The sequence below is a fragment of the Gordonia sp. 852002-51296_SCH5728562-b genome, assembly GCF_001665475.1.
Taxonomy (GTDB): Bacteria; Actinomycetota; Actinomycetes; order Mycobacteriales; family Mycobacteriaceae; genus Gordonia; species Gordonia sputi.
Window position 1 is genome coordinate 1 of record NZ_LZMI01000027.1, and the last position, 11,985, is coordinate 11,985.

Genomic DNA, 11,985 nt, shown 5'->3' on the forward strand with positions numbered 1-11,985 from the left:
GTGGGTCTCTAACCTCTAAACCCCGTTTTGGGCGCTTCCCTATGGGGCTTTCTGATCCGTTGGTCGACGAGCGTCACAAACGACCACTGCGGCCCCCCAACCCAATTGGGGTGGGGGGGCCGCGGTTTTTGTTCTGGGGGCGCGTTCTGGGGTTATTCCCGGTCGGCCGCCCAGCACTGCTGCAGACAGAGCCCACATGTGTGTCGAATCGAAGGATGTGGGTGCTGCAGCACCCACTTTTAGCGATTGAGCACACATTTACCGGGATCTCCCTATCCGACGACAGGAAGGTTCCCCGTGCTTATAGTGACAACGAGGGTGCACGATTCCACACTTCCTGCGACTCGGAGTCCACTTCATGTCGAGAAGCCTCTACCGCGTGTTGCTAGGTCTTATTGTCACGGCAGCACTGGCCGTGGGATTGTCACCGAATGCGCGCGCCGACGAACGGCTACCCATCGGCGTGCTGCCGAAAGCTGTCAGTTGCACGTGGCTGACCTTTCCCGGCCGCGCGGGCGCGTGGCCCGTTCCGCTGCACGCACCGAATCCGGGAATCGGGCTTCTCACGATGCCCCGCGCCGACGCCCGAGTGCAACGTGCTCTCCCGCCGCGGATTCATCTACGGACCGACAAGGCCGGGTTCAATTCAATCTGGCAGTACGCGCTCTACGGTGGCAATCTGTACGCCAAATCGGCCAAGACACAAGGTGATTGGCGGATCGCACCGGTACCGCAGTGCCTGCAGGGACAGATGACAGCCCTCTCCGTGGACGAGAGCCGACTCGTCGTCCTGGTGTATGGCGGACGGGTCGCCACATTGGAATCTGCCGACGAGACCCCTGAATTGTGGTGGTGGACCACACGATTCGGCTCTCCGATCTGGCTCAACCCCGGCGGCACCAGGGTCCGGCCGGACCAACGCGCGTCGAGCTTCTCGTGGCTCGATCCGATCTACACGTCGGTGATCCCATTCCGCCAGGAGGCCACCTGGACCGATACGGCGGGCCACAAACAGCCCGTCGGCGGTGCAGGCGTGACAACCGTCTACACGCTCTCCAAGGGCGGCAACCGCATCTTCATCCTCGACCCGTGGCTTCCCGGCGCCGATCCGCTCAAACCGAGCGACAAACGTTTCTCCGACGACTACAGCTACGAGATGCTGGGGCCACTCGACGGACGGTTTGTCTCTCGCAACCTCTCGTCGTCGGGTTCGACGACATTCGTCATCAACGACTACGGCGACATGTACACGCGCCTATGGGATTTCGACATCTCCGGCGCGGACACACTCTTCTTCTCGTATACGCCCGAGAATCAGGGAAACCTGCAGGGAGCGCCAAACAATTTCGAGGGCTTCTTTGCCCAGTATCCGTTCTTGCGGAGTATTTTTCCGCAGGCCTACGCCAAGTTTCAGCTGCCCCCGCCCGCGTGGGTCCGGCAGCCGAAGGTGCCGGGCGAGATCACGTCGGCAATCACTATCCGCCAAACCGGCTTCTCGTCGGACAAGCGTGAGCTCCGTGTCGAGGGTCGACGCGACGGACGCAACGGCTACTGGTTCAAGCCGATCGACCCGAACACGTCGTGGTCATTCGCGCCGGTGACCGACTACACGCTCTCACGCGGACTGCTCGACAACCGGTCGGGCGACACCAGTTCGCTGACGCTGGTCCCCGGCGCCGACGTGAACTATCGACACGTCGACAAAGCGGGATGGACGCTGACGACGCGCAATTTCGACTACGCGACCGACACCGCCGACTACGACCTGTGCGTCGGCGGCACGTGCGCCCGCATCGTCGGCTACCTCGCTCCGACGCCGCGGCCGGGTTGGACGCCCGAGGGATTGACCTCGTATCAGCGCCTCTATCAGGGGATGCTGGTGCTCGACGCCAACGACCGCAGCCGCGTCGACGCGAATCCGCGCTTGCGCGCTGCACTTCGCTCGCTCATCCCCAACGGCGCATGGAGAACATCATCGCCACGGCGAATACGTCGCGCATGACACTGTTCACCCTGGACCGGACACTGACCGAGATGCCCCGGTTCCGTTGATTGGCAACAAATCCCGAGCTTGGAGCGCGCATCGTCGAGTTTCCCTCGTAAATGTGTGTTGAATCGAAGGATGTGGGTGCTGCAGCACCCACATCCTTCGATTGGACACACATTTCCCGTCCGCGCACACCGCATCGGCCAGGGCTGACGTCAGCTCGAGACGCGAGAACTCCCACCGCCAACGCGTGCGGTGGGAGTTCTCGCCCTGTGAGAGTGGTCTGTGGCGACCGACTGCCGTCTACTACTTCGGTGGCATCCGGATGCCGCCGTCGACGCGGACGACCTCGGCGTTCATGTAGGAGTTGCTGACCAATTCGACGACCATCGAGGCGAGTTCGTCGGGCTCACCGAGGCGCTTCGGGAACAGGACGTTCTTGCCGAGGTTGGCCTTGAATGCGTCGGAGTCGGGGCCCGAGCCGTAGATCGGGGTGTCGATCAGGCCGGGTGCCACGGTGTTGACGCGGATGCCGACGGCCGACAGGTCGCGCGCGACCGGGAGCGTCATGCCCACGACGCCACCCTTCGACGACGAGTAGGCAGCCTGACCGATCTGGCCGTCGAATGCTGCGACGCTGGCCATCGAGACGATCGCACCGCGCTCACCGGTCTCGGTGGGCTCGAGGCGGCTCATCGCGGTGGCCGCGAGACGAATCGCGTCGAAGGTGCCGATCAAGTTGATCGCGATGACCTTCTTGTACGCGTCGAGGTTGTGTGCCGACGAGAATTCGCCGTCCTTGCCGACGGTCCGCTGCGCCCAGCCGATGCCCGCCGAGTTGACCAGCACACGGAGCGGGCCGAGCTCGCTCGCCTGATTGACAGCGGTCTCGATCTCGGCGGTGTCGGTGACGTCCACCGAGACGAACTCGCCGCCAACTTCCTTGGCCAGCACTCCACCCTTGTCGGCATTGAGGTCGGCGACGACGACCTTCGCGCCCTTGGCGGCCAACTGGCGAACCACTGCGGCGCCGATACCCGACGCCCCACCCGTCACGATTGCACTTGCTCCGTTGATATCCACGTGGCCAGCCTACGACGAACTGTGTCGCGGATAACAGCGGGGCCGAGCGATCGCTCGGGAGCACGAATCGTCACGGGTTCACGACGCCCGATCGATTCACGGAGCCCGATTGGTTCACGGAGCCCGATTGGTTCACGGAGCCCGATTGGTTCACGGAGCCCGATTGGTTCACGGAGCCCGATCGGTTCACGGAGCCCGATCGGTTCACGACGCCCGATCGGTGAACATGGCGACGAGAAGGTCGCGTCGCTGCGAGACCAGTGCGGGAGCGAGTCGGTGCTGACGCGAGAGCGTGCACATGCCGTGCAGGGAAGACCACAGCAACTCGGCGCGAACACCGACGTCGGGGTCGTCTGGGCCAAGCGCTCGCAGGAACGGCGCGAACGCATCGCGCATGACCTCCGGGGTGTCGTCGGTGGCGAACGTGACCCCGACCGGTAACGCGAACATCGCCTCATACGTGGCCGGATGCTTCTCGGCGAACTCGACATAGCAGTCCACCAGCGCCGCGACCGGCTCGTCGGCGTTGGCAAGCGCGGCGTCGGCAACGCGTGTGAAGTCCGAAAATCCCTGTAACGCAACGGCAGTCACGATCCCGTCGCGACCATCAGGAAAGTGCTGATACAGAACGGGCGGGGTGTACTCGATCTCGTCGGCGAGCCGCCGCGTCGTGACTGCGGCCCATCCCTCGCGTTCGGCGAGCGTCCGCGCCGCGTCGATCACCTTCTCGTGTCGAGCCGCCCGCTCGCGTGCACGCCGTTCCTGAACACCCATGACTCCAATTTATCATCGTCATCTACACATCTCATTGATATTGCTACATATCGCTGTTAGATTGTGTGACAGGTCGTCGGCATCACCACTCCAGGAGCAGGTCATGAGTTCAGCAATCATCCAGATCGTCATCGGGATCTCGATCCTCACCAACGCGATCATCTACGGCATCGACGTTTTCGGTGGCGTCATCATGAAGTCGGTTCTTGCCAAACTCGACGATGCGACGATGACGTCCGTCGCAGGCTGGGGCCACTACTTCGGCGACCGACGGCTGCCCGTCGCCGGCATCACCGGACTGGTGAGTGCTGTTGTCGCATCGGTGGTTTCACTGATCACAGCCCACTACGCCGCCGCGACCGCAACGCTCGTCGCCACCATCGCATTGGTGCTGTGGCTAGGCCTCTACGCAACGGCGGCCAAGCCGATCAACACCCTGCAGAAGGCCGCCGCACTGGGTGGAACCCTGCCCGACGACGCTCGCGAGCTCCAAACCCGTTGGGATTCCTTGCTTCCGGCGCGCATCTCACTGCAGACGACGGCACTCGTCGCACTCGTAGTCGCCGTTGCCCTGGCGTGAAATACCCGGCGCGAGATACCCAGTCGACAGTCCCGAGCGCACAGTCGACAGTCCCGAGCGCACGGTCGACGGTCAGACGCAGCGGACGATCGGCTCGGGGTCGTACTTCACGGTGCGTGTGTGCCTGCTGATCTCGGCGCCGGTGGCGGCGTCGGAGATGACCCGAGTGTTCGACGTCGTGAAGCCGCGAATCCCGTTGTCGGCCAAGCATTCGTCGCCGCGAGGCAACTCGACGACCGAGGGTGAGGTGTAGGCGTAGCGGTCGCCGGTGATCGACTCGACGTCGACCGTCTTGGTGCTCCACATGCGCACGGTCACACTCGAGGGCGTCCATCCGGTCTCGATCAGGATTCCGTGGCGGGTGTTGTTTCGGAAGACGAGATCGATCGCGCCCTCGAAGACCGTCGCCTCACGCGCCTCCGGGTACCGCGAGATGTAGTAGCTGTGCTCGGTGTGGTCGACATCCTCGAGGCCCGCGAAGTACGACGCGTTGTACAGCGTGGTCGCGAACTGCGAGATCCCACCGCCGACCGCCTTCGACGGCCTGCCGTGATCGATGATCGTCGACGTGACGTAGCCCTGCGCCTCACCGCGTGGACCGGTATAGGAGTTCAACGAGAACGTCTCGCCCGGGAGCACCACGGCGCCGTCGACCTGCTCGGCCACGAGCCTGATGTTCTCGCCCGACGCCGACGAGAAGTCGCCCGTGGTGAACTCCGAGACCACTTCCTTCACACCGAGGCTCTTGGCCTTGTCGGTCGTCACCTTCGGCTTGCGTACCTGGTAGGTGGCACTCACGGCGTCGGGGCGATCGTCGGCGAGCGCGGCGTCGACGATGGTCTGTGTTGTCTTTCGCCAGTCGATGCGTGCGCCGTCGCGGGCGGGCACCACCTGTGGGCTGCCGCCGCTCAACCGGAACGTCGCGCTGACCGGCGCCCGTTCGGTACGGCCGAGATCTGCGCCCACACGCTTCGACACCGCCTTCTCGTCGGCGCGGACGACGAGCCCGCCGCGACCGTCGGCCTCGAAGCGCAGCACCGAGCCGAGATCGTCGGGACTCAACCGGGTGCGCGCGCCGTCGGTTCCGGTGACGGCCAGCGATGCCGACGTCGCGCGGGTGGCCGGACCGTCGACCGTCCGACGCACCGTCTCCGCCGATACCGTCGGCGAGAACGGCTCCATGGGGAGGTCGATCGGGCCGGCGTCGTCAAGCCAGTGATCGGCCAGTTCAGCGGCAGCACGCTCACGCACGACGCGCAGACCCTTGCTTGGCATCTCGGCGACCGGCGTGGCACCGCGATAACGGACGCCACCCTCGACAGCGGCCTTCTCCAGGTCGGCCTTGCGCGCATCGAGCGTCGAGTTCACGCGTGCGCGATCGACGTGGACGACCGGTTCGACGTCCTGGCTACGTCCTAACAGCGACGCCACGCGGTCGAAAAGACTGCGCGGTTGCCGCATCAGACGCTCGGCGGTCGCGTCGGCGTCGAAGGTCAGTCCGAGTTCGTGCGGTGCCACCACCGCGGTTCCCGATGGGGTCCTGATCGTGACGGGCCGCACAGCCCGCTTCTGCAGCTGCGCGAGCGCGGGGGTCAACTGCGTGCGTGAGAGGTTTCCGACGTCGAGGCCCGCTGTGGTCGCGCCGCGCGCCGAGTGCGAACTCGTGATGACCAGATCGACGGCCAGAACCAGAGATGTGAGAAGCACCACACCGGTGATCAGTCGCGCACCGACACGTCGACGACGTGCGGAGGCGGTGAACACTTTGTCAGTCATACAGGACATTTCAGACGCGGGCGACGTGGGCTCCGCTCGCTCCATCAGGTCGAGCTCCGCGAGTGAGCGCATCTGACCTGGGAAAAGCAGGCGCTCCGGTTGAGCTGTCGGGTCGGGGGTCTGACAGCTCAACCGGAGCTAACACGTATATCTACCCTGCTTCCCGATTCGTTACAGCCCGTTGAAAAACCTTTGACCGAACTGACAGGAAGGGTGGTTTTGTAGGGAGGCTCGGTAGGGAGGCTCAGCCCTCGATGATCGCGGTGACGCCCTGGCCGCCCGCGGCACAGATCGAGATGAGCGCGCGCCCGCCACCGTTGGCCTTGATCTGCTTGGCAGCCTGGGCCACGATCCGACCACCGGTCGCCGCGAACGGATGGCCTGCCGCCAACGAGGAGCCGTTGACGTTGAGCTTGCTGCGGTCGATCGAGCCGAGCGCGGAGTCGAGTCCGAGGCGCTCCTTGCAGTACTCCTCGCTCTCGAACGCCTGCAGCGTCGCGAGCACGACCGACGCGAACGCCTCGTGGATCTCGTAGAAGTCGAAGTCCTGCAGCGTCAGGCCGTTGCGCTTGAGCAGACGCGGGATCGCGTAGGTGGGAGCCATGAGCAGTCCGTCGGGTCCGTTGACGTAGTCGACGGCCGCGGTCTCGGAGTCGACGAAGTAGGCCAGCACCGGCAGGCCCTTCTCCTGTGCCCACTCGTCGGACGACAGCAGCACGGTCGACGCACCGTCGGTGAGCGGCGTCGAGTTGCCTGCGGTCATCGTGGCGTCGCCGAGCGAGACACCGAAGACCGGCTTGAGCTTGGCGAGCTTCTCGACGGTCGAGTCGCCGCGCAGGTTCTGGTCGCGGATCAGGCCCTGGTAGGGGGTGATCAGGTCGTCGAAGAAGCCCGCGTCGTATGCGGCGGCCATCTTCTGGTGGCTCGCTGCGGCCAGCGCGTCCTGGTCGGCGCGCTTGATGCCGAATTCCTTGGCCGTGATGGCCGCGTGCTCGCCCATCGACATGCCGGTGCGCGGCTCGCCGTTCTTGGGGATCTCGATACCCAGATTGGGCAGCGCCTTCAGCAGCCCGAGCACCTGGTCCTTGGGCGAGCGCGCACGGTTGACCTCGAGCAGCGACAGCCGCAGATCTTCGGAGACACCGATCGGCGCATCGGACGTGGTGTCGACGCCGCCACCGACCGCGACGTCGTAGCGACCGCGCGCGATGCCGTCCGCGACAGCCGTGATCGCCTGCAGGCCGGTGCCGCACGCCTGCTGGATGTCGAAGGCCGGGGTGTACGGCGAGAGCGGCGATCCGAGCACACATTCGCGGATGAGATTGAAATCACGCGAGTGCTTGAGGACCGCACCGCCCGCGACCATGCCGAGGCGCTCGCCCTGGAGGTTGAAGCGGCTGACCAGGCCATCGAGGGCCGCGGTGAACATGTCTTGGTTGCCGACCTTGGCGTATGCCTTGTCCTGGCGTGCGAACGGAATGCGGTTGCCGCCGAGGATCGCGACCGGACGCTCGTCGCGAGTCTTGGGTGTGTAAGCCACTTGGATCTCCCAGGGATGAGGGTTGACACTTATAGCGTATTCTTACTCCAGAGTAAGTTAGTTGTCGAACTGCTGCGGACCCCGGGTCCGTCGACAACCCGACAACCGACTCATCGATTCACCTGCACATGAGCCGCACATCACGATCAGAGGAGATTCACGTGGCTTCCAACGGAACCGCCGGTCTGTATTCGAGTTTTGTCCATTCCGGCCCCGGATCGTTCATTGCCAAGCAGGCAGGACTCCCGGTGCCCCCGAAACTGCGTCGGTACAAGCCGTCGGAGCCGCCGCTTCCGGGCCCGGTGCTGCTCGGCGGCGACGGCCGACTCGTCGAGCCGGTCCGCGAGATCCTCTCCACTCCTGACTACACCCTGATCCACAACGCGACCACGGGTCGCAGCGCCGACAAGTACGGCGGCCTGGTCTTCGATGCAACGGGCATCAAGAAGGCAGCCGACCTCAGCGCGCTGTACGAGTTCTTCCAGCCGGTCATGCGCTCGACGGCGGCCTGCGCGCGATTCGTCGTGCTCGGCACCACTCCCGAGCTCATCGACGACCCCGACGAGCACGTCGCCCAGCGCGCCCTCGAGGGCTTCACGCGGTCGCTCGGCAAGGAGCTGCTGAAGGGTTCGACCGTTCAGCTCGTCTACGTCTCCCCCGACGCCAAGACCGGTGTCACGGGACTCGAGTCGACGCTGCGCTTCGTGCTCTCGGCCAAGTCGGCATTCGTCGACGCCCAGGTGATCCGCGTCGACGCCGACGATTCGGTCGCACCGTCGAACTGGGACAAGCCGCTCGACGGCAAGGTCGCGGTTGTCACCGGCGCCGCGCGCGGTATCGGCGCGACCATCGCCGAGGTGCTGGCACGCGACGGCGCCCACGTCATCTGCGCCGACATCCCCGCCGCCGGTGAAGCACTCGCCGAGACCGCGAACAAGGTCAACGGCACCGCATTCCCGCTCGACGTGAGCGCACCCGACGCGGGCAGCAAGCTCGCCGAGCACGCACTCGAGCGTCACGGCGGCATCGACATCATCGTCAACAACGCCGGAATCACGCGCGACAAGCTGCTCGCCAACATGGACGAGGGCCGCTGGAACTCCGTGATCTCGGTCAATCTCGTTGCGCCGCAATCACTTGTCAACGCACTCATCGAGAAGGACGCGCTGCGCTCCGGCGGTGCGGTCGTCGACGTCAGCTCCATCGCGGGCATTGCCGGCAACCGCGGCCAGACCAACTACGGCGCGTCGAAGGCAGGCGTGATCGGCCTCGTCGACGCCTACTCGCCGCTCCTCAAGAAGAAGGGCATCACCATCAACGCAGTGGCGCCGGGCTTCATCGAGACCAAGATGACCGCTGCGATTCCGCTCGCCACCCGTGAGGCCGGCCGTCTGATGAGCTCGCTGCAGCAGGGCGGCCAGACCGTCGACGTCGCGGAGACCGTCGCCTACTTCGCCAACCCGGCGAGCAACGCCATCACCGGCAACGTGGTTCGCGTCTGCGGCCAGGGATTCCTGGGGGCCTGATGAGCAAGACGATCACACTCGACGGCCCTCCGAGCACGCTCGACGTGTATTCGAAGGCCGTCACCGCCATGCTGCCGGTGATCGGCAAGTCGGGGTCGGTGCGTCCCGATACCCCGCTGCCGGACAGGCGATATCGCCTCGAGAACGTGCGTGTCGACCCCGACCGCCTGCACGCGTACACGCTCGCGACCGGCCAGCAGTTCGGTCCGGTGCTGCCGATCACGTACCCGTTCGTGCTGCAGTTCCCGCTCGCGATGAAGATCATGACCGACGGCGACTTCCCTTTCGGCGCAGTCGGTTCGGTGCATCTGGAGAACACCGTCGAACGGTTCCGTCCGATCGGCGTCGACGAGCCGCTGACCATTGAGACGCATGCCGAGAATCTGCGCGAACACCGCAAGGGCATCCTCGTCGACATGGTGTCGGAGTTCAGCGTCGGCACCGAGCCGGTCACGCGCCAGGTGGCAACGTTCCTCTCGCAGCAGCGCACCAGCCTGTCAGACGAACCGCGCGGCCCCGCGCCGCGTGAGCAGGCTCCGCCACCGCCGAACGCGATCCTGTCGGTTGATCTCGGCCGCATTCGCGAGTACGCCGCGGCGTCGGGCGACCGTAACCCGATCCACATGAGCGATCTGAGCGCCAAGGCGTTCGGATTCCCCAAGGCCATCGCTCATGGAATGTGGAGTGCCGCAGCGGCAATCGCAAACGTCGAGCCGCAGCTGCCCGACCACGTCACCTACGCCGTGAAGTGGGGCAAGCCGATCCTGCTCCCGGCGAAGGTCAACCTCTATGTTCGACGCATCGACGGGGTCGGCGGGAAATCGTCCGGCAGTTTCGACATCGCGATCCTCAACCGGCGCAAGGGATATCCGCACCTGACCGCCACCACGCGAGGGGCGTGATCATCGCGAACAGGTAGCCACATCAGAACTGCCGCTTCTCCGGGGTATCGGGGAGGCGGCAGTTCTGTGTTGAGACGCGGGTCGAGGACTGGTTGAGAAGTTCGACCGGCGTGAGACGTGCGGTCGCTACGTCGTGGCGCCCTCGTCGCCGACGCCACCGCCCCGGCCGACGCCCTTCAGTCCGCGCCAGGTGATGCCGACCAAAAGGTCCGTGGCAGTGTCGATATCGACATCGCCCTCCGAAATACGATCTGCGACAGCCTCTCCCGCCCCGACGAGCGCAACAGCGGTCAGTTCGAAGTCGACGTCGCTCGCACCCTCGACCGTGGTGCCGCGTCGAATCAGTTCGGCGACCATGTCGGTGACGCGGTCGCGGCTGTCGCGGACGATCTGCGCAAAGTTGGCCGTGCCGACGGCGACGCGGTAGAGCACCTTCCACGACTGGCGGTGCTGGTCGACGTATCCCAAGAACTCGCGGACCACGGTTCGGGCCTGATCGCGCTGTCGCAGAGTGGGATCGAAACCGATCGCCATCGCGTCGATGAACCGTCCGGACTCACGCGCGATGCACGCACTGAAGAGTTCGTCCTTGGAGCCGTAGTACAGGTAGAGCATCGGCTTGCTGATTTGCGCCTCTGCCGCAATCGAGTCCATCGACGTCTCGCGGAACCCGTTCTCCGAGAACACTTTCACCGCGGCGTCGAGCATCTGTTGCTCGCGAACCGCGCGCGGGAGACGCTTGGTTCCGCCTGCCATCGCTCATCTCCTCCGTGCGGCGCTGCCTACATGTGGGTTACCCAACAACTTTACCAGTGAGTAAGTTTCCCGGCGGCACAACCGGCACCGCCTGCGACATGTGCTCTGTCTCATTCCTGATTGCGAATCCGCAACACCCGGCAGCCCTCACTACCTCAGCAGTGCAGCACGCCCTTGGCGCGCAGAATCCGCACGACGGATCGGTCGACGCGAGCCTGCGTGAGCGTACCGGCGGTCACGGCGCTCTGCATCGAGTCGAGCACCGACGAGACGCGGTCGGTGGTGATCCACAGCGCGATGTCGCCGCCGGCCTTGATGGACATCAGCGCGGCCTGCTCGATCGGATAGCGCTGGCTGATGGCGGCCATGCCCGACAGGTCGTCGGAGAACACGACTCCGTTGAACGCAGGACCCCCGTAGGGCTTGCCCGTGCGCAGCATGGTCATCGCACGGGGACTGATACTCGCGGGCGTCTCCGGACCGGTCAGTCCCGGCACGATCAGGTGTCCGACCATCACACCCGCGTTGCCGGGGTTGCGCAGCAGCGTCTTGTACGGCACGAGGTCGCTGGTGATGAGCGACGACAGCGGCGGTGTGCGCACCACCCCGGTGTGCGAGTCGCCCGAGCCGTGTCCATGGCCGGGGAAGTGCTTGTAGACGGGCATGATGCCCGCGTCCTCGAGCCCCGCGGCAAACGCGCCCGCGTACTGGGTGACGACCTGCGGATCGTTGCTGAACGAACGATCGCCGATCACCTCGTCGGCGCTCTCGTCGCTCACATCGGCGTCGGGCGCGAAGTCGACCGTGATACCGAGCCGCTTGAGCTGACCGCCGATCGACGCCGCAAGGGTGCGCACCTGGGCGGGAGTCTTGGTCTGGGCCAGCTCGCGCGCCGACGGACTGTCACGTTCGCAGCCCTTCCCGCTGATGGTGACCGTCGACCAGGAGGGTGGCCGCGTGTCGCGACTGTCGTCGCTCGGTATCGACAGTCCGTCGGCGCGCGAGCTGGCCCAGACCAAGACTCCCGCCCAGGTGCGCACCCTTGCGGCGTCGATCGGCGG

At 65.3% G+C, this 11,985-nt stretch carries 10 protein-coding genes; 4 read left to right on the top strand and 6 right to left on the bottom strand.

The genetic code is table 11. The annotated features are described in order from the left end of the window. The first annotated feature begins 358 nt into the window (after window positions 1-358). Window positions 359-2,002 carry a hypothetical protein gene (locus A5766_RS05630; protein WP_231894560.1) on the top strand — a complete coding sequence of 548 codons (1,644 nt, stop codon included), beginning with the start codon at window positions 359-361 and terminating at the stop codon, window positions 2,000-2,002. A 291-nt stretch (window positions 2,003-2,293) separates the two neighbouring features. On the opposite strand, the gene A5766_RS05635 is transcribed toward A5766_RS05630, so the two are convergent. Both A5766_RS05635 and A5766_RS05640 read right to left on the bottom strand, forming a co-directional pair. Beyond that, window positions 2,294-3,070, bottom strand: a complete 777-nt coding sequence (locus tag A5766_RS05635; RefSeq protein ID WP_005205420.1) for an SDR family NAD(P)-dependent oxidoreductase — start codon at window positions 3,068-3,070, stop codon at window positions 2,294-2,296. 204 nt (window positions 3,071-3,274) lie between these two features. Beyond that, window positions 3,275-3,844 carry a TetR/AcrR family transcriptional regulator gene (locus A5766_RS05640; protein WP_064903796.1) on the bottom strand — a complete coding sequence of 190 codons (570 nt, stop codon included), beginning with the start codon at window positions 3,842-3,844 and terminating at the stop codon, window positions 3,275-3,277. Between the two features lie 103 nt (window positions 3,845-3,947). Here A5766_RS05640 and A5766_RS05645 point away from each other — a divergent pair, with 103 nt between their 5' ends. Next, entirely contained in the window at window positions 3,948-4,424 is a 477-nt protein-coding gene (locus A5766_RS05645; RefSeq protein WP_005205423.1) for a hypothetical protein, read from the top strand. Window positions 4,425-4,496: 72 nt separating this feature from the next. Here the strand turns inward: A5766_RS05645 and A5766_RS05650 are convergent, their stop codons facing one another. Together A5766_RS05650 and A5766_RS05655 are read right to left on the bottom strand one after the other, a co-directional pair. Next, the gene (locus tag A5766_RS05650) at window positions 4,497-6,200 is read right to left on the bottom strand and encodes a VanW family protein (protein WP_005205425.1); all 1,704 of its coding nucleotides are present in this window, start codon (window positions 6,198-6,200) and stop codon (window positions 4,497-4,499) included. Window positions 6,201-6,444: 244 nt separating this feature from the next. Next, a complete protein-coding gene (locus tag A5766_RS05655; RefSeq protein ID WP_005205427.1) occupies window positions 6,445-7,740 on the bottom strand; it encodes an acetyl-CoA C-acetyltransferase in 1,296 nt (431 codons plus the stop codon). A gap of 161 nt (window positions 7,741-7,901) precedes the next feature. Between A5766_RS05655 and A5766_RS05660 the strand changes: the two genes are divergently transcribed. Together A5766_RS05660 and A5766_RS05665 are read left to right on the top strand one after the other, a co-directional pair. Next, entirely contained in the window at window positions 7,902-9,266 is a 1,365-nt protein-coding gene (locus A5766_RS05660; protein ID WP_005205430.1) for a 3-oxoacyl-ACP reductase, read from the top strand. Further along, window positions 9,266-10,168, top strand: coding sequence for a MaoC family dehydratase (locus tag A5766_RS05665; RefSeq protein WP_005205431.1), 903 nt, complete (start codon window positions 9,266-9,268; stop codon window positions 10,166-10,168). The genes A5766_RS05660 and A5766_RS05665 overlap by 1 nt, the downstream gene beginning before the upstream one ends. Window positions 10,169-10,294: 126 nt before the next feature. On the opposite strand, the gene A5766_RS05670 is transcribed toward A5766_RS05665, so the two are convergent. After that, window positions 10,295-10,924, bottom strand: coding sequence for a TetR/AcrR family transcriptional regulator (locus tag A5766_RS05670; protein WP_005205433.1), 630 nt, complete (start codon window positions 10,922-10,924; stop codon window positions 10,295-10,297). 155 nt (window positions 10,925-11,079) lie between these two features. Next, window positions 11,080-11,985: glycoside hydrolase family 3 N-terminal domain-containing protein (locus tag A5766_RS05675; protein WP_197501353.1), on the bottom strand; the 906-nt coding region annotated here is incomplete at its 5' end.